The following is a 16,993-nucleotide window of genomic DNA, read 5'->3' as shown; positions in this document are numbered from 1 at the left end:
GGCGCCTTCTTATTCCCAGCCGCCGCCAAGTGCGAGAAAGATCGCTATCTGGTCGTCGGGCAGCTTCGCCTCGGCCGTGGCATAGCTGGCTTCCGCCTGGGCGAGGCTGCTCTGCGCCTGGAGCAGCGCGAGGAAATCGCTGCGGCCGAAGCGGAACAGCCGGCCGGCCTGGTCCGCCGCCGTCGCCGCGCTGTCGCGCGCCTGGCGGAGCGCCTCGGCCTGGTCGCGGTCGCGGGCATAGGTCTCCAGCGCGGTTTCGGTGTCGCGGAGTGCGCTGAGCACGGTGGAATCGAAACGGGCGATGTCGGCATCGACCTGCGCACCTGCCGCCTCGATCCGAGCGCGGACAGCGGGGCGATTGGGGAAGCTCCAGCTGATTAGCGGTCCCAGGCTGAAGCCGAAGGAGGTCGGGCCGCCGGCGCGATCGACCAGGCCGCTCAGCCCCGCCGAGCCGGCGAGGTTGATCTGCGGGTAGAGATCGGCGGTGGCGACCCCGATCCGTGCCGTGTCGCCGGCGATGGTGCGTTCGGCCTGGCGAATGTCGGGGCGGCGGCGGAGCAGCGCGGCGCCGTCGCCCACCGGCATCGGGCGGGGCAGGGCGGGGAGGGCGGCGCAGCTCTCGACATCGCGCGGATAGTCGGCCGCAGGACGGCCGAGCAGCGCGGCGAGCGTGTAGAGCCCGGCGCGGCGCTGGGCGGCGAAGATCGGCAGATTAGCTTCGCTGGTCTGCACCGCCGCCTGGGCGCGCGTCACGTCGAAGGCGGTGCCGCGGCCGGCGCGCTGGAGCCGCTGGGTCGCGCCGAAGGTCTGGCGCTGAAGGGCGACGATACGCTGGGTTGCGGCGAGCCGGAAATTGGCGGCGCAGACATCGGCATAGGCGCGGGCGGTGGCGGCGGCGACGCTGATCCGCACCGCATCGCGTGCGGCGGCGACGGCATCGCGGTCGGCAAGGCTGGCTTCGATCGCCCGCGCGATCTTGCCGCGCACGTCGAGCGGGTAGCCGACGGAAATGCCCAGATTGTAGCCGAGCGTCCCCGGCAAGGTGGTACCGGTGCCCGAAGGGCGGGACAGCGTCGTGCCGCCGGAGAGATCGGTGGTCAGCTGGCGCGAGGCCTCGGTCTGGCGGACGACCGCCTCGGCACGGCGGAGATTGGCGTCGGCGGCGCGGAGATCGGTATTTGCCGCCAGCGCCTGCTCGACCAGCGCGTCCAGCCGCGGATCGGCATAGAGCCGCCACCAGCGATCGGGCAGCGGTTCGTCGGCGAAGGCCTTGTCCTGCGCCGAGAGGAACTTGCCGGTGGCTGCGGGATCGTTGGCGGGGCCGGCGACCGGCGGGTGATAGTCCGGCCCGGCGCGGGTGCAGCCGGCGATCAGCGCGAGCGCGGCGAGCAGGGTGAGGCGGCGCATGGTCACTGGGCCTTCGGGGTAGCGGAGGGAGTCGGCGTCGGCTTGGCCTGCACGGGCTGTGCGGTCGCGACCGGCTGGATCGTCACCGTGGCGGTGCGGCCGGCGATCAGGCGGATATCGGGCGGCAGCCGGGTGAGCTTCACCCGAACCGGGATACGCTGGGCGAGGCGGACCCAGGTGAAGGTGGGGTCGACGCTGGGCAGCAGGTTGCCCGAATTGCTGCGCGTGGTGTCGTTGATGCCCGCGGCGATGCTCTCGACGACGCCGTGGAGTAGCCGCGGCTCGCCCATCAGCTCCACCGTCACCGGTGCGCCGATGCGGATGCTGGGCAGCTTGGTTTCCTCGAAATAGCCTTCGACGCGCAGGCTGTCGGTGTCGATCAGCGCCATCGCCTGCTGCCCTACCGCGACATAGTCGCCGGGGTGCAGATCGAGATTGGTCACGGTGCCGTTGACCGACGCCTTCACCCGGGTGCGCGAGACGTTGAGCTCGGCGCTCTGCACCGAGGTCAGCGCCTGGGCGAGCGCGGCCTGGGCGGTGGCGACACGCGCGACATTCTGCTCGTGCGTCTCGGCGGCGACGAGATTGCCGAGCGCAAGGTCGCGCCGCGCCTCCCGCTGCGCCTGGTTGAGCGTCGCGCGCGCGCTCTCCACGCTGGCGCGCGCCTGGGCGAGTGCCAGCGCATAGCGCGGCTGGTCGATCACGAAGAGCAGGTCGCCCGCCTTGACCTGCTGGTTGTCGTGCACGGCTACCGCCGTCACCAGCCCGGCAATGTCCGGCGTCACCCGCACCACGTCCGCCCGCACGCGCCCGTCGCGCGTCCAGGGGCTGCGTGCATAATGCTGCCACAACCACAACGCGACGAAGGCGGCGGCGATCACGATCAGGATCGTCGCGGCGCTGCGGCCGAGGGCGGGAAGGTAGCGTTTCATGGGTGGAATCCGATCGAGGGGGTGGCCCAGGCGAGCAGGCCGAGCAGGAGGATGAACAGGCACAGATCAACGAGCGCCCGATAGGCGACGAAGCGATACAGGCCGAAGGCGTTGAACAGGCGGGCGAGCGCCATCGTCAGCACCATGGCAAGCACCCCGAGCAGCAGCAGCGTCGGCACGAACACGCCGTCGATGGAGATTTCGCCGGTCACAGCCTGGCCTCCGGCATGGGATCTGCGTTGGGGAAGAGATTGCGGCGCAGCGCGAGCAGGCCGAGCGCGGCGGTGCGGCGGACGGTCGCGTCATTGTCCTGCGCAATGGCGTGGAGCGCGGTATCGATATGGGCAAGCAAGCCAGGGTCCTCGGGCTTTTCCACTTCCGGTTCGAGCCGGCGGTAATAGTCGCCGACATCGCGAAGCACCTCGGTGAGCGGCGCCGAGCGTTCGGGGGGTAGTTCGAGCCGCAGCGCGCGCAATTCCGCAATCGCCACACCGGTGCGCAGGTCGCGCAGCGCGTCATAGAGCGGCTTGCCCGGGGAGCGGCCGCTCAGCGCCAGTCGCGGTGCCAGGAGCGCGATGCGATCGAGCATGCGGTTGATCCAGCCGCGGATGTCGGGGGGCGTCATCAAGGTGCTGCGCTCGGCGATGTCGGCCCAGCCGGCGCGGAGCGTCCGCCGGATCGCCTGCTCGATGCCCGCAGACTGTAGCAGCCGCGCCATGACGATGGCGAAGGCGACTCCCATCAGCTGCGCGATCGCGCCGTTGACGAAGCTGGCGAAGGCGCTGGTGTATTTTGCCGAAATGAGCAGCGGGCTGCCGAGGCCGAGCAGCGTCGGCAGCGCCAGGCCCATCCACTTCGGCGAATGCATCATCGCGCCGAGGATCAGCAGCGGCGGCGCCATCGCCGCGGCGAGCTGCCCGAATCCGTCGAGCCGCGGCATGATCGCATAGCCGTAGATCGCTCCCAGGATCGTCGCGACCAACGTCCCCCAGAAGAAGGTGCGCAGCGGCAGCAGCGGATCGGGCGCGGCGGCGAACAGCGCGAGGAACACGCCCGCGAGCATCACCGCGGTCGACCCTTCCGACCAGCCGCTCGCGATCCAGATCGCCGAGCCGACGGCCAGGGTGAGGAAGGCGCCGAGCGCACCGCGCGCCGCGCCGATCCAGTCGATATGGAGTTCGCGACCGCGGCGGCCTTCGAGCAGCTCGGCAACGCGCGGGCTCACCGGGCGGCGATCGAGCGTGGCGAGCTGCTCGGCGAGTTCGCGGCAGTCGCGATGCGCGCCGATCAGCGCGGACAGGCGCGAAAGCAGGCTGAGCAGCAGCAGGTCGTGCCAGGTGCTGCCCGGGTGGACGTCGGGCTCGAGCGCAGCGCAGCGCGCCTCGAGGATGGCGGCGTCGGCGGCGCGCTCGTCGCGGTCGCGATCGAGCGTCTTCAGCCATTGTTGCGTATCGACGAGCAACGCGGCCACGTCCTGCGGCAGCCCGCCATGCGCGAGCAACTGCACGGTGCGATCGTCAACCGCCGCGCCCAGCGGCATGAGGAGCGAAAGCTGGTCCTGTAGCGCCCGGACCGTCCGCACACGCGGGGTGGTGCGGGCGGTCTCGTACGGCAGATGGATCGAGAGCTGGTGGAGCTCGGTGATGTCGGCGGCGAGGCGGCGGCGTTCGGCATCCACGCCGGCGACCGGCTCCAGCGCGATCGAATCGTGCGACCAGCGCTCGGCATCCTTGAGGATGGACGAGACGCGGGTGAGCAGGAAGGCGGCGACCGAGCGGGGGAAGACCACGGCGTGCACCAGGCTGCCGCAGAGAATGCCCAGGGTGATCTCCTGCACGCGCAGGCTCGCCACGGTAAAGATGGTGCCCGGCGCATCGACACTCGGCAGCACGATCAGCACGGCGCTATAGCCCGCCAGCACGAACATGTAGGAGCGCGGGGTCCGGTCGAGCAGCGAGACGAACACGCAGAGAGCGAGCCATCCGGAAATGGCGAGCACCAGCAGCTCGGGGGTGTTGATCAGCGGCGGCACCATCGCCACGGCGGCGGCGGCGCCGACGACCGTGCCGATCACGCGGAACAGCGCCTTGGAGAGCACCGCGCCCGCCAGCGGTTGCGCGACGATATAGGCGGTGAGGAACGACCAATAGGGACGGTCGAGCCCGATCGACAGCGCCAGATAGATGGCGAGCATCGCCGCCGCATAGGATTTGAGCGAGAAGACGGCGGCGTCGATGCCCCAGCGATCGTTCATGGCTGCGGCCGCCGTTCGGCGAGACGCGCCGCCAGATGATCGAGTACCGCCAAGGTCGTCTCCAGCGCTTCGTCACTCACCCCATCGAGCAACTCGCTGCGCAACGCGGCGAGCCGCGCGTCGATCCGTGACGCAAGCGAAACGCCGGCATTTGTCAGCCGCAGCGTGTTGGCACGGCGGTCGCGCGGATCGGCGATGCGTTCGACGAGCCCGGCGTCTTCCAGTGCGTGCAACGTCCGAACCAGCGACGCCTCGGTCACACCCACGGCGCGGGCGAGGTCCGCCTGCCGCGTGTCCTCGCCCAGTCGCTGAAGATAGACCAGCGTCCATCCGGTCGAGCTGGAGATATCGAGCGAGGCAAGGGCTGCGTCGCCCAGCCGCTGCCACGCCCGCGATGCGGGGTTCATTCGCGTCGCGAGCGCGCGTTCCAGGGTTTGCCGATCGGCCATGAGGGCCGTTAGTTAGGACGCTAACTAATCAGGTCAAGCTCTCCGCTGGTATGGGCAGGATGTTTTTTATGTGGGATGCGCCGCGGCCGCTCGCTCAGGGAATCGCCGCCAGGTACCTACACCGCTGGCGCGAGATAGACGCTGTTGATCTGCAGCACCTCGCCCGCCGCCGCCGGCTTGCGCATCCGCGCGTCGTCGAGGTTGCACGGATGATCGAAGATCGCTTTGGGTCCGGAATGCGAGGCGAGGATCGGCGTCTTCGACAGTGCCAGCGCCTGGTCGAACACGTCGTCCGAGGCGTGGCTGACGTCGATCACCATGCCCAGCCGGTTCATCTCCGCCACCCATTGCCGCCCGAGCGGGCTGAAGCCGCGCCATTCGGGCGTGTCGGTGGCGCTGTCGCCGATCCGTCAACTGCCGCCTATTTCAGCGGCAGCGGCAGTCCGGCGGCGATGAATTGCACTTCGTCCGCTGTCGCGGCGATCGCCTGGTTGATCCGCCCGGCGGCGTCGCGGAAGCGGCGGGCGAGGGCGTTGTCGGGCACGATGCCGAGGCCGACTTCGTTGGCGACGAGGATCACCGGACCGGCGGCCTGCGTCACGGCGGTGGCGAGCGCCTCCGTCTCGGCGTCGAGATCGCGCTCGGCGAACATCAGGTTCGAGGTCCACAGCGTCAGGCAGTCGACCAGCAGCACGCGGCCCGGCGCCGCATTGGCCAGGATCGCGGCGGGCAAGTCGAGCGGCACGTCGAGCGTCGACCAGCGCGGGCCGCGGTCGGCGCGGTGGCGGGCGATGCGCTCCTCCATCTCCGCGTCGAACGCCTGCGCGGTGGCCAGGTAGAGCAGGTCACCGGCGAGCGACTCGGCGCGGGCCTGCGCGTAGCGGCTCTTGCCCGAACGGGCGCCGCCGAGGACGAAAAGGCTGGTCATCGGGGTGCTTCCTGGGCGAGCGCGATCAGCGCGGGGATGTCGACATGGGTTTCGAGCTCGGCCGCGATCGCATCGAGTGCGGTATCGACCGAGGCGGCATAATCCATCCCGCTTGAGGCGATGCCGATCCGCGCGAGCAGCGCCCGGCGAAGCTCCGTGCTGGCGAGCAGGCCGTGGAGATAGGTGCCGAATACGCGGCCATCCTGCGCAATGGCGCCGTCCGAGCCGGTGTCGAGCGTCGCGAAGGGGTGGGCGGTGTCCGGGCCGCTAGTGACGCCCATGTGCATCTCGTATCCATGGATCTCCGCGCCGAGGGCGGTGCCCCGCGCAGGCCGCAGCGCCTTCTCGCGGGTGAGTTCCGTGTCCACGTCGAGCAGGCCGAGCCCGGGGGCACTGCCCGCCGGGCCCTCGATCCCGTGCGGGTCGGTGATCGTGCGGCCGAGCATCTGATAGCCGCCGCAAATGCCGAGGATGGCGCCGCCGCGTCGGTGGTGCGCCAGCAGGTCGATGTCCCAGCCTTGTTCGCGCAAGGCCGCGAGGTCGGCGATCGTCGCCTTGGAGCCGGGCAGGATCACCAGCGCCGCGTCGCCCGGCAGCGGCCTGCCCGGCGGGATCATCGCCAGCGTGACGCCGGGTTCGAGCTTGAGCGGATCGAGATCGTCGAAATTGGCGATGCGCGGCAGCATCGGGCAGGCGATCAGCATGCGGCCGCCCTCCGCCTTCGCGCCGCGCTCGAGCACCACCGCGTCCTCGCTCGGCAGCCGCGATGCGTCGCGCAGCCAAGGGATCAGGCCATAGCCGCGCCAGCCGGAGCGTTCTTCGATCTGCGCATAGCCGTCAGAGAACAGTGCAGGATCGCCGCGGAACTTGTTGATCAGAAAACCCCGGATCATCGCCGCATCCTCGGCGTCGAGCACCGCGCGGGTGCCGACAACCGCCGCGATCACCCCGCCGCGATCGATGTCGCCGACCAGGATCACGGGCACCTTCGCGGCGCGGGCGAAGCCCATGTTCGCGATGTCGCCGGCGCGCAGGTTGATCTCGGCGGGCGAACCTGCGCCTTCCACCAGCACCAGGTCGCACGCGGCCGAGAGGCGGTGATAGCTGGTCAGAACCTCGCCGAGCAGCGCCTTGCGCGCCTCGCGGTAATTGCCGGCGTGGAGCGTGCCGCGCACCTTGCCGTGCACCACCAGCTGGGACGTGCGATCGGCCTGGGGCTTGAGCAGCACCGGGTTCATGTCGGTATGCGGCGCCACGCGGCAGGCGAGCGCCTGGAGCGCCTGGGCGCGGCCGATCTCGCCGCCATCCTCGGTCACCGCGGCGTTGTTCGACATGTTCTGCGGCTTGAACGGCCGGACGCGGAGGCCGCGGTTGGCGAGCGCGCGGCAAAGCCCGGCGACGAGCACCGACTTGCCGACGTCCGATCCGGTCCCCTGCAGCATCAGCGCAGCCATGCGACCCCTCCGGCGAGGATCCATAGCAGCCCGCAGGTGCGGACATAGAGGGCGAGCGCGCGGCGGATATCGTGCGCGGTCGCCTCGGCGCGGCCGTCGCCGATCCACGGCTTGTCGGCGACCACCCCGTCATAGGCGATCGGCCCCGCGAGCCGCAGGCCGAGGGCACCGGCCATCGCCGCTTCGGGCCAGCCGGCATTGGGCGACGCGTGCTTGCCGGCGTCGCGCCACAAGGTCCGCCAGCCGCGCCCACCGGCCAGGCAGAGCAGCATGCCCGATAGCCGTGCGGGCACCAGGTTGAGCAGGTCGTCGGTGCGCGCTGCCGCCCAGCCAAAGGCGCGCCAGCGGGGCTCGCGATGGCCGATCAGGCTGTCGGCGGTGTTGATCGCCTTGTACGCCCACAGACCGGGCAGCCCGGCGACGAGCAGCCAGAACAGCGGTGCGACGACGCCGTCGCAGAAACTCTCGGCGAGGCTTTCGATCGCGGCGCGAGCAACACCGGGTGCGTCGAGCCGTGCGGTGTCGCGCCCGACGATATAGCCGACCGCCGTGCGCGCCGCAGTCAGGTCACCGCGCGCCAGCGCTGCTGCGACGGGGCGGACATGGACGTAGAGGCTATGCTGGGCGAGCCCCGGAAAGGCCGCGATCACGAGCACCAGCCAGCCGAAGGAGGAATGCGCCGCAACGGCTTCGATCGCAAGTCCGGCCGCGATCGCGATCAGAAAGAGCAGCAACACCGTTGCGACACCGAACCGCCGGCGGCGCTGCTCCGGAGCCTTGGGCCGGTTCCAGCGGCGCTCGCAGGCGGCGATCAGCCGGGCGAAGCCGCCGACCGGATGTCCGATCCGCGCGTAGAGCCAGGCCGGCCAGCCGACCGCCGCCTCCAGCGCCAGCGCGGCGAGCGCGACCGGCTCAGCCATGGCGGAGTGCCCGGTCTACACGGTCCAGCGCGGCGGCGTCGGCCGGGACACCGAAGCGCAGCCAGCGCGGGGCATAGTCGAACGGGCGGACGAGGATGTGCGCCTGGGCCAGCCGCTCGAAGATCGCTGCGGCGTCCGGGTGGGAGGCCAGCCGGAACAGCGGCGACTTGCCCCCGGGTAGCAGCCCGTGCGTTTCGAGCAGGCGGTCAAAGGTCGAAGCTCGGGCCGAAAGCGCGGTCCGCGTCGCCTCGATCCAAGCCCGGTCGCGATAGGCGCGGGTGCCGATCGCCAGCGCGCTCGCGTCGATCGGCCAGTCGCCGAGGAGGGCGCGGTAGCGGGCGAGGATAAGGCGGGGGGCCAGGACGAAGCCGAGCCGAAGCCCGGCCAGTCCGAAGAATTTGCCGAACGAGCGGAACACGATCAGCCGGCGCGTATCGTTCACCAGCGGCGCGATGCTCGCCTCCGGATGCGCATCGGCAAAGGCTTCGTCGACGATCAACCAGCCGCCCGCGGCGGTGCGCTCGGCGAGCATCGCCTCCAGCGCCGCCCGGTCGCGCAGCGTGCCGCAAGGGTTGTTCGGGTTTGCGAGGAGCAGCGCTGCGTCGCCCGACACGGGACCGTCCGCGGACAGTGGCAGACTGTCGGCGAAGGCCGCGCCATGGGTGCGGTATCCCGGCACGCGGTGGTAGGCGCTGCCGCCCAGCAATTGTCCCAGCAGCCGCAGCCCCATTTCGCTGCCCGGGATTGCGCAGACCTGTTCGGGCACCAGGCCGAAATGGGCTGCCGCCGCCGTTTCGAGATCGGCGAGCAGCGACGGATCGGGCAACGGCCCCAGGTCGACGTCGAGATCGACGGGCACCGGCCAGGGCACCGGGTTGATCCCGGTCGAAAGGTCGAGCCACGGCCCGTCGCCATACCTCGCTCGGGCAGCGGCGAGGTTGCCGCCATGGTGGCGCAGCGGATCGCTCATCCTAGGTGTGGCGCGATCACCAGCGCCAGCAGCAGGCCGGTCTCGACCAGCTCGATCCCGGCGCCATGCCCGTCCCCCGAGATGCCGCCAAGCAGGCGCTGGATCCGCCAGCCCCAGGCGGCAATCAGCACGGGCGCTGCGAGCAGCGCGGGGGCCGCAAGCGCGGCGGCGAAGGCGAGCAGCACCAGCCAGACGATCAGGTCGGCGGGGCGCACCGCGCTGCGGAAGCGGCTGGCCAGCCCCTCGTGCAGCGGCGGCAGCCAGCGCGTCCACACCAGCGGGCCGAAGCGGGCGGCGGCGGGGACGAACAGGATGGTCCACCAGCCGGGGCTGGCCAGCAGCGCGTGGAGCAGCACCAGCTTGGCAAGCAGCTGCAGCCCGATCGCCACTACCCCGAAGCTGCCCACATGCGGGTCGGCGAGCACTTCGCGCAGCCGCTCGCCCCCCTTGTGCAGCGCGCCGCGGGCATCGGCGAGGTCGGCGAGCCCGTCGAGATGGAGCGCGCCGGTGACGCTTACCCAGGCGAAGAGGCCGAGCAGGGCGCCGGTCCAGGGATCGAGCAAATTGCCTAGCAACAGGGCGACGAGCAGCACCAGCCCGACCAGCAGCCCGGCCGCAGGGAACCAGCGCATCGATCGGGCGAAGGTCGCGTCGTTCGCCTTAACCGCGGGCAGCGGCAGGCGCGTGAGGAACTGGAGGGCGAGGACGAATTCTCTCATGTCACGAGTCCGATGATCTGGCCGACGCGCGGGGTGCCGGGCCAAACGCGCAGGCTCAGCAGCGCGGCATGGGGCAAAGCGATGTTCCAGAGGTGGGGGAAGTCGAAGGTGCACAGGCTGGCGAGCGCCGCCCGCATCGCACCGCCATGGGTTACCACAAGGGTCGGGCGGTCGATGGCATCGATCGCGTCGCCGACGCGCGCAACAAGTGCCGGCCAGGTTTCGCCGCCGGGGGGCACATGACGCGCCGGTTCCGCCTGGAATGCGGCGAGTGCCTCGGCGTCGATCGCGTCGAAGGACAGCCCGTCCCATGCGCCGAAATCGAGTTCGCGCCAGCGAGGGTCTTCGCCGGCTTCAAGGGACAGGGCGGCCGCGATCTGCCTTGCAGGTACCGCACTGCGGGCGCGATCGGAGCTCACCACTGCGTCCACCGCCAGCCCGTTTGCGCGCGCGACGCAGGCGTCGACCCCCTCCGCGAGCGGCTGCGCGTCGGTGCGGCCGATCAGCCGGCCGTCGGCCTCGGTGATGCCGTGGCGCAGCAGGTGGAGGACGATGCCGCTCATGCGCCGCCGGCGACGCCTGCCTCGGCAAAGGTCGCCATGCCGTTGTGCGCGGCCAGCGCCGAGCGCAGCACCGCTGCGGCCACCGCTGCGCCGCTGCCTTCGCCCAGCCGCATGTCGAGCCGCAGCAGCGGCTCCAGCCCCAGCCGCGCGAGCAGCCGTGCATGGCCGGGTTCGGCTGAGCAATGGCCGGCGATGCAATGGTCGACGATGCCGGGTGCCGTCGCTGCCAAGGGCGCGAGCGATGCACAGCAGATGAAGCCGTCGAGCAGCACCGGCACCCCCGCATGGCGCGCGGCGAGGACGGCGCCGGCAATCGCCGCCAGTTCGCGACCGCCCAGCCGCCGCAGCGTCTCGAAGGGCGTGTGGAGTGCCTCGGCATGGACCTCGATCGCGCGGGCGATCACCGCGCCCTTGTGGCCGACGCCGTGCGCGTCGAGGCCGGTGCCGGGGCCGGCCCAATCCGCCGGCGTGCCCCCGAAGCTGCGCAGGCAAAGCGCCGCGGCCGCCGTCGAGTTGGCGATGCCCATCTCGCCGAGCAGCAGCAGATCGGTATCGGCAGTTACCACCGCGGCGCCCTGCTGGAGTGCGTCAAGGCAATCGGCTTCGTCCATCGCCGGGCCGGTGGTGAAGTCGCAGGTGGGGCGGTCGAGGTCGAGTGCGACCACGTCCAGCCGCATCCCGATCGCGCCGGTCAGTGCGTTGATCGCGGCACCGCCCGCCGCGAAATTGGCGACCATTTGCGTGGTCACTTCAGCGGGGAAGGCGCTGACGCCCTGCGCGGCGACGCCGTGGTTGCCGGCGAAGATCACCGCCCGCGCCGCATCCATCGAGGGGTGCGCACGGCCCTGCCAACCGGCGAGGAAGATCGCGAGGTCCTCCAGCCGCCCCAGCGAACCCGGCGGCTTGGTGAGCTGCTGCTGGCGTTGCCGCGCGGCATCCGCGGCAGCCGCGTCGCGAGAAGGCAGCGAAGCCAGCGCGCGACCGAACGCGGCGACGCTCGACAGATCGATCATGCCGCGCCTGCGCCGCGCTTGGGGAAAGCATTGATGTACACGTTCGTCGCCTCGTTCCTGCAATGACAATCGACCGGGCGCACAGTCGCGTGCCCGGCACATTCTCGTCGCTCGAACGGAGGATTCCGCGCCGTGGCCGCACCCTGGACCAGGCGTGAGCGACCCCGTGCCGGCAGGTCTCCTGGCTCGCGGGTCGTCGCGGTTCGGGCGCCTTCTCGGGATCGCTCCCAATGGCCTTTGCCCGGCCGCTCGCCGCACACAGTTGCAGGGGCAGCTGCGGTCTTGGGCGCCGAGGCGCCCGTACCGCATTCCCTTCTCGCCCGCGAACGGGCACCGGCATGGGTTCGAAGGTCAAACCTTCGCCGACCCTCTAGCCGCGCTGCCGGCGATATGCCAGCGCCGCGCGTGCTTATTGGTACAGCTGGGCGGTGCGCGGCAGCAGCTGGTCAATGCGCACGATCAGGTCGAACAGCGGCTGGATCGCATCGGCGCCTTCGCCCAACTCCTGCACCGCGCGCAGCCTGTAGGTGGCGGAGGCGATCGCACGGGTGGTGCCTGCGAGATCCGGCGCACGGGCGATCGCCGCTTCGCTGCGATTCACGCGGACCAGCAGCCAGGCGAGCTTGTGTGCCGCGTCGATCAGCTGGATCCGCTCGGCAGTGAGGAACGCCCAGCTTCCGGTCGCCTCGATCACCGCCGCGGAAAGACCGTCGAGCGCCGCGAGCAGGTGGCGGGGGCCGAATGCCGAATCGTCGCGCGCCGGGGTCATTTCCTGGCTCAGGCCTTGCAGCTCGATGGCCGCCAGCGCGCCGCGATCCGCACGCGTGCGGCCGGGCAGGACGGAACGATGGAGGCGCGGCATCTGCATGATAATTTCCCCACGATATGGCGCCTTGTATCGCGCGCGAAACGCAGCGCCCGTGACCCGCGTCACGCCGCGATACGGCGCGGCGGCGTTGACCCTCCGGATCGCCGTCCCTAGGTTCCTGCGCGATGTATGCAGGTGAACCCCCGCTGAGCCTTCCCACGATCATATTGGTCGAGGACGATCCCCAGCTGCGCACGCTGACCGCCCGCGCGCTCCAGGAAAACGGCTATACGGTGCGCCCTGCCTCCTCCGCGCCGGAGATGTGGCTGGCGCTGGAGCAGGGGCCGGTGGACCTGGTGCTGCTCGACGTGATGCTCCCCGGCACCAGCGGCATCGATCTGTGCCGTGCCATCCGGCAGAAGAGCTCGGTGCCGATCATCTTCATCTCGGCCAAGGGCAGCGAGACCGACCGTGTGGTCGGGCTCGAACTCGGTGCGGACGATTATCTGCCCAAGCCGTTCGGCACGCGCGAGCTGGTGGCGCGGGTGCGTGCGGTGCTCCGCCGCGGCGCGGGCGAGCGCGATACCGCCGAGCGGCCCAAGGGCGAGATCCAGTTCGACGGCTGGACGGTCAACCTGCCGCGGCGCGAGCTGTTGTCGCCGACCGGTGCGGTGGTCGATCTGACGGGCGCCGAGTTCGACCTGCTCGTCACGCTGTGCGACCATTCGGGCCGGGTGATCTCGCGCGAGCGACTGATCGAACTCTCGCGCACCCGACTGGGCGACAGCTCGGACCGCAGCATCGACGTGTTGGTCAGCCGGCTGCGACGCAAGCTCTCCGATGCCGGTCACCAGGCGCCGATCGTCACCGTGCGGGGCATCGGCTATACGCTCAACGTGCCCGTGACGCGCAGTTGAGGGCGTTTCTCAAGCGTCCCTCCGGGCTGATCGGGCAGGTCTTCGCGATCCTGCTGCTGACCATCCTTATCGAATTCGCCGTATCGACCTTGCTCTACGAGCGGGCCAGCCAGTTCGCGGTGCGCGACGACGAAGCGCGGCGATTGGCCGAGCATCTGGTGATCGCGCGCAAGCTGCTCGCCGAGCAGCCGCCCGCGCGGCGCGAGGACCTCGCGGTCGAATTCACCACCTCGCGCTACGAAGTGCGGTGGATGCCGCAATTGCCGAGCGGCCTGCGCGAGCAGCCCGACCTCGACCGTCTCTACGAGCAGGTCGTGCTCTGGGAGCCGACGCTCGCCTCGAACGGCCTGCGCCTGCGACTCACCTCGCAAGGGAGCAAGGCGCTGATCGTCGGCGCCGTGCCGATGCCCGACGGCAGCTGGATGTATTTTCGAACGCGCGAGCATGTCCATGCTGCCGACCTTGGCCTCTCGCGGATACTGCTCGCGTTGGCACCGGCGCTGGCGCTGATCCTGATCAGCGGTATCCTGCTCCGGCGCATGCTGCTGCCGATGCGACGGCTGGCGCTCGCTGCCGACCGCTTCGGCACCGGCACCATCCTGAAGGTGGAGGAAGCGGGTCCGAAGGAACTGCGCCGAGTGATCAGCGCGTTCAACCGCATGCAGGAGCGCATCCAGCGGCTGATCGCCGATCGCACCCAGGCGCTCGCGGCCGTGGGCCACGACATGCGCACGCCGCTGGCCCGGCTGCGTCTGCGCGCCGATGCGATCGCCGATCCGGACGTGCACGCCGCGGTCGAGACCGACATCACCGAGATGGAGGCGATGATTTCGTCGCTGCTCGCGTTCCTTGGCGGGGAGGGGGACAAGGAAACGCCGGCGCGCGTCGATCTCGCGGTGCTGTGCGCGACGATCGCCGACGACAATGCCGATCACGGCCGCGACGTGGAATATGACGGCCCGGACCATTTCGAGCATGTCCTGCGCCCGCTGATGCTCAAGCGCGCGCTCAACAACCTCGTCGACAATGCCGTTCATTATGCCGGCCAATGCTGCATCCGGTTGGTGCCCGCGGACGGCGCGGTGGCGATCCGCGTCGAGGACAAGGGGCCGGGCATTCCCGAGGAGGATCTTCAGCGGGTGATGCAGCCCTTCGTCCGGCTCGACGCGGCACGTTCGCGCGACACCGTGGGGTTCGGCCTCGGCCTGTCGATCGTCGCGCGGGCGGCGGAGGCGGAGGGCGGCAGCTTTCGCCTTGCCAATCGCGAGGGCGGCGGGCTCTGCGCCGAAATCCTCCTGCCGCGCAATGGCGCAGGGGCTTAGCAACGTTTTCTTACGAACGCGCCGCGATGCAGCAAATGGCGATCGGTAGTGTGCGATCCTGAAGAGATGCCCGCGTCGCGGGTGTGTTACAGGAGCAAGCCGTGAACGAAGTGATCGGACGCGTCGTCGATTTCGAGAAGCAGGTCTTCCCGAACCAGCACGCCCTCTATTCCAAGCTTGCCACGCACGGGCAGAGCCCGAAGGCGCTGATGATCTCCTGCGCCGACTCCCGCGTGGTGCCCGAGCAGATCATCCAGGCCAACCCGGGCGACCTGTTCGTCTGCCGCAATGCCGGCAACATCGTGCCGCCCTTCGCCACCCAGAATGGCGGCGTTTCGTCGACCGTAGAATATGCGGTCGCGGCGCTGGGCGTGCGCGACATCATCGTCTGCGGCCATTCGGACTGCGGCGCGATGAAGGCGCTGATGAACCCGGAAATGCTGGAAGGCATGCCGAACGTCACCGCCTGGCTGCGCCACAGCCACGCCGCCAAGTGCGTCGTCGACGGCGGCTATGACAATCTGCAGGGCGCCGATGCGGTCCGCACCGCCGCGCTCGAGAATGTCGTCGTCCAGCTGGCGCACCTGCGCACCCACCCATCGGTCGCGGCCGGCATCGCGCGCGGCGAGATCGCGCTGCACGGCTGGTTCGTCGATATCGGCGCGGGCGTTGTGCTCGGCCTCGACGGCGAGAGCGGCCGCTTCATGCCGATTCGCGAAGATCGTCCGATGCCGGTGGCGCTCCCGGCCGGCCAGCGGCTGGCGCGCGACATCGAATATGCGGAGGCAGCCGAATGAGCACGGTCGCGGAAGCACCGAAGCCTAAGAGCTTCGTGCGCGACTTCACGGCGTCCATCGTCGTGTTCCTGGTGGCGATGCCGCTCTGCATGGGCATCGCCATCGCCTCGGGCGTGCCGCCCGAAAAGGGCCTGGTCACCGGCATCATCGGTGGCCTGGTCGTTGGCTTCCTCGCCGGCTCGCCGCTGCAGGTCAGCGGCCCGGCGGCGGGCCTCGCCGTCATCGTGTTCGAACTGGTGCGCGAGCAGGGCCTGTCCGCGCTCGGCCCCATCCTGATCCTCGCCGGCGCCATTCAGGTGATTGCCGGCGTGCTGCGCGTTGGCGGCTGGTTCCGCGCGATCTCGCCTGCCGTTGTGCACGGCATGCTCGCCGGTATCGGCATCCTGATCGTCGTCGGCCAATATCATGTGCTGTTCGACGCCAAGCCGCTGTCGAGCGGCCTCGCCAACCTGGCGGCGATGCCCGGCCGCGTGCTGGGCCTGTCGAGCGACCTCGCCTCGACGGAAATGGCGCTTGCGCTGGGCCTGCTGACGATCGCGACGATGCTCGGCTGGGACAAGTTCAAGCCCGCCGCGGTCAAGCTCGTCCCCGGCGCACTGGTCGGCGTGGTCGCGGCGACGCTGGTGGCGTTCAGCTTCGGCTTCGACGTGACCCGCGTCAGCGTGCCCTCGAACATCGTCTCGGCGATCGCGCTGCCGGAGAACGGCTTCTTCGCCAAGTGGATGGACCCGAGCGTCATCACCGCGGCGATCGCACTCGCCTTCATCGCCAGCGCTGAGACGCTGCTTTCGGCCGCCGCGGTCGATCGCATGCACGACGGCGTGCGCACCAACTACAACAAGGAACTGCGCGCGCAGGGCATCGGCAACCTGCTGTGCGGCGTCGCCGGGGCGCTGCCGATGACGGGCGTCATCGTCCGCAGCTCGGCCAACGTCCAGGCCGGTGCGCAGACGCGGCTTTCCGCGATCCTGCACGGCGCCTGGATTCTCGGTTTCGTCGCCCTGCTGCCTTGGCTGCTGCGCGAGATCCCGATGGCGGCGCTGGGTGCGGTGCTGGTCGTGACCGGTGCCAAGCTGGTCAACCTCAAGCATGTCCGCCACCTGTTCGCGCATTACGGTGTGCTGCCGGCGGCGATCTGGGCGGTGACCTGCCTGCTCGTCGTGACCGAGGACCTGCTCACCGGCGTGCTCGTCGGCATCGCGCTGTCGCTGCTCGAGCTGGTGCCGAACCTCCGTCGCCTTGGCCTCAAGGTCGACCAGCAGGAGGAAGCGGGTGAACACCGGATCGCGCTCGCCGGCTCGGCGACCTTCATCACGTTGCCCAAGCTTTCGGACCGGCTGGAGTCGGTGCCGGGCGGCAAGTCGGTGCTGCTTGACGTGTCGCGGCTCGACGCGGTCGATCACAGCTGCGCCGAACTGCTCAAGGACTGGCTGCAGCGCCGCCGTGCGGGCGGTTCGCCGGTCGATGTCCAGGGTGCCAGCGGCAAGACCGCGGTTCTCGCCGGCTAAGAAGGGGCACACCCCGAAGGCCTGGGGCGGCT

The 16,993-nt window shown here is 70.2% G+C and carries 18 protein-coding genes and 1 riboswitch; of the genes, 4 read left to right on the top strand and 14 right to left on the bottom strand.

Features of this window, described 5'->3' with window-relative positions; all coding sequences use genetic code 11:
• Window positions 1–9: 9 nt before the first annotated feature.
• The 14 genes from GGR89_RS09150 to GGR89_RS09085 all read right to left on the bottom strand — a co-directional run bounded on the left by GGR89_RS09150 (window position 10) and on the right by GGR89_RS09085 (window position 12,477).
• On the bottom strand, window positions 10–1,407 hold the full coding sequence (locus tag GGR89_RS09150; RefSeq protein ID WP_125974290.1) for an efflux transporter outer membrane subunit: 1,398 nt from the start codon (window positions 1,405–1,407) through the stop codon (window positions 10–12).
• A gap of 2 nt (window positions 1,408–1,409) precedes the next feature.
• On the bottom strand, window positions 1,410–2,339 hold the full coding sequence (locus tag GGR89_RS09145) for an efflux RND transporter periplasmic adaptor subunit (protein WP_241213254.1): 930 nt from the start codon (window positions 2,337–2,339) through the stop codon (window positions 1,410–1,412).
• Window positions 2,336–2,551, bottom strand: coding sequence for a DUF1656 domain-containing protein (locus GGR89_RS09140; protein ID WP_125974292.1), 216 nt, complete (start codon window positions 2,549–2,551; stop codon window positions 2,336–2,338). The genes GGR89_RS09145 and GGR89_RS09140 overlap by 4 nt, the downstream gene beginning before the upstream one ends.
• A complete protein-coding gene (locus tag GGR89_RS09135) occupies window positions 2,548–4,593 on the bottom strand; it encodes an FUSC family protein (protein ID WP_125974294.1) in 2,046 nt (681 codons plus the stop codon). The genes GGR89_RS09140 and GGR89_RS09135 overlap by 4 nt, the downstream gene beginning before the upstream one ends.
• Window positions 4,590–5,042: a MarR family winged helix-turn-helix transcriptional regulator gene (locus GGR89_RS09130; protein ID WP_241213255.1), complete on the bottom strand. Its 453-nt coding sequence runs from the start codon at window positions 5,040–5,042 to the stop codon at window positions 4,590–4,592. The genes GGR89_RS09135 and GGR89_RS09130 overlap by 4 nt, the downstream gene beginning before the upstream one ends.
• A 116-nt stretch (window positions 5,043–5,158) precedes the next feature.
• The gene (locus GGR89_RS09125; RefSeq protein ID WP_125974296.1) at window positions 5,159–5,449 is read right to left on the bottom strand and encodes a membrane dipeptidase; all 291 of its coding nucleotides are present in this window, start codon (window positions 5,447–5,449) and stop codon (window positions 5,159–5,161) included.
• 14 nt (window positions 5,450–5,463) lie between these two features.
• Window positions 5,464–5,970, bottom strand: a complete 507-nt coding sequence (gene cobU / locus GGR89_RS09120) for a bifunctional adenosylcobinamide kinase/adenosylcobinamide-phosphate guanylyltransferase (protein WP_125974298.1) — start codon at window positions 5,968–5,970, stop codon at window positions 5,464–5,466.
• Window positions 5,967–7,424 (bottom strand): cobyric acid synthase, encoded by a 1,458-nt coding sequence (locus tag GGR89_RS09115; protein WP_125974300.1) that lies wholly within the window; start codon window positions 7,422–7,424, stop codon window positions 5,967–5,969. The genes cobU and GGR89_RS09115 overlap by 4 nt, the downstream gene beginning before the upstream one ends.
• Window positions 7,412–8,344: an adenosylcobinamide-phosphate synthase CbiB gene (gene cbiB, locus GGR89_RS09110; protein ID WP_125974302.1), complete on the bottom strand. Its 933-nt coding sequence runs from the start codon at window positions 8,342–8,344 to the stop codon at window positions 7,412–7,414. Before cbiB ends, GGR89_RS09115 begins: the two co-directional genes overlap by 13 nt.
• Window positions 8,337–9,314, bottom strand: a complete 978-nt coding sequence (locus tag GGR89_RS09105) for a threonine-phosphate decarboxylase (protein ID WP_125974304.1) — start codon at window positions 9,312–9,314, stop codon at window positions 8,337–8,339. The genes cbiB and GGR89_RS09105 overlap by 8 nt, the downstream gene beginning before the upstream one ends.
• Window positions 9,311–10,033 (bottom strand): adenosylcobinamide-GDP ribazoletransferase, encoded by a 723-nt coding sequence (gene cobS / locus GGR89_RS09100; RefSeq protein WP_125974307.1) that lies wholly within the window; start codon window positions 10,031–10,033, stop codon window positions 9,311–9,313. The genes GGR89_RS09105 and cobS overlap by 4 nt, the downstream gene beginning before the upstream one ends.
• Window positions 10,030–10,596: a histidine phosphatase family protein gene (locus GGR89_RS09095; RefSeq protein ID WP_125974308.1), complete on the bottom strand. Its 567-nt coding sequence runs from the start codon at window positions 10,594–10,596 to the stop codon at window positions 10,030–10,032. The genes cobS and GGR89_RS09095 overlap by 4 nt, the downstream gene beginning before the upstream one ends.
• Window positions 10,593–11,609 carry a nicotinate-nucleotide--dimethylbenzimidazole phosphoribosyltransferase gene (gene cobT, locus GGR89_RS09090; protein ID WP_125974309.1) on the bottom strand — a complete coding sequence of 339 codons (1,017 nt, stop codon included), beginning with the start codon at window positions 11,607–11,609 and terminating at the stop codon, window positions 10,593–10,595. The genes GGR89_RS09095 and cobT overlap by 4 nt, the downstream gene beginning before the upstream one ends.
• Before the next feature lie 154 nt (window positions 11,610–11,763).
• A riboswitch (cobalamin riboswitch) is annotated at window positions 11,764–11,962 on the bottom strand.
• Window positions 11,963–12,018: 56 nt separating this feature from the next.
• Complete coding sequence (locus GGR89_RS09085; protein WP_125977150.1) at window positions 12,019–12,477, bottom strand: hypothetical protein; 459 nt, start codon at window positions 12,475–12,477, stop codon at window positions 12,019–12,021.
• 146 nt (window positions 12,478–12,623) lie between these two features.
• On the opposite strand from GGR89_RS09085, the gene GGR89_RS09080 reads away from it, so the two are divergent.
• From GGR89_RS09080 to GGR89_RS09065, 4 genes are all read left to right on the top strand, one after another.
• Entirely contained in the window at window positions 12,624–13,334 is a 711-nt protein-coding gene (locus GGR89_RS09080; protein ID WP_125977156.1) for a response regulator transcription factor, read from the top strand.
• On the top strand, window positions 13,331–14,656 hold the full coding sequence (locus GGR89_RS09075) for an ATP-binding protein (protein ID WP_125977149.1): 1,326 nt from the start codon (window positions 13,331–13,333) through the stop codon (window positions 14,654–14,656). Before GGR89_RS09080 ends, GGR89_RS09075 begins: the two co-directional genes overlap by 4 nt.
• A 101-nt stretch (window positions 14,657–14,757) precedes the next feature.
• The gene (locus tag GGR89_RS09070; protein WP_125977148.1) at window positions 14,758–15,453 is read left to right on the top strand and encodes a carbonic anhydrase; all 696 of its coding nucleotides are present in this window, start codon (window positions 14,758–14,760) and stop codon (window positions 15,451–15,453) included.
• A complete protein-coding gene (locus GGR89_RS09065) occupies window positions 15,450–16,961 on the top strand; it encodes a SulP family inorganic anion transporter (protein WP_125977147.1) in 1,512 nt (503 codons plus the stop codon). Before GGR89_RS09070 ends, GGR89_RS09065 begins: the two co-directional genes overlap by 4 nt.
• Window positions 16,962–16,993 lie beyond the last annotated feature (32 nt).

The sequence above is a fragment of the Sphingomonas trueperi genome (assembly GCF_011927635.1).
Lineage (GTDB): Bacteria > Pseudomonadota > Alphaproteobacteria > Sphingomonadales > Sphingomonadaceae > Sphingomonas > Sphingomonas trueperi.
This window is presented reverse-complemented; position numbering and strand designations above follow the sequence as displayed.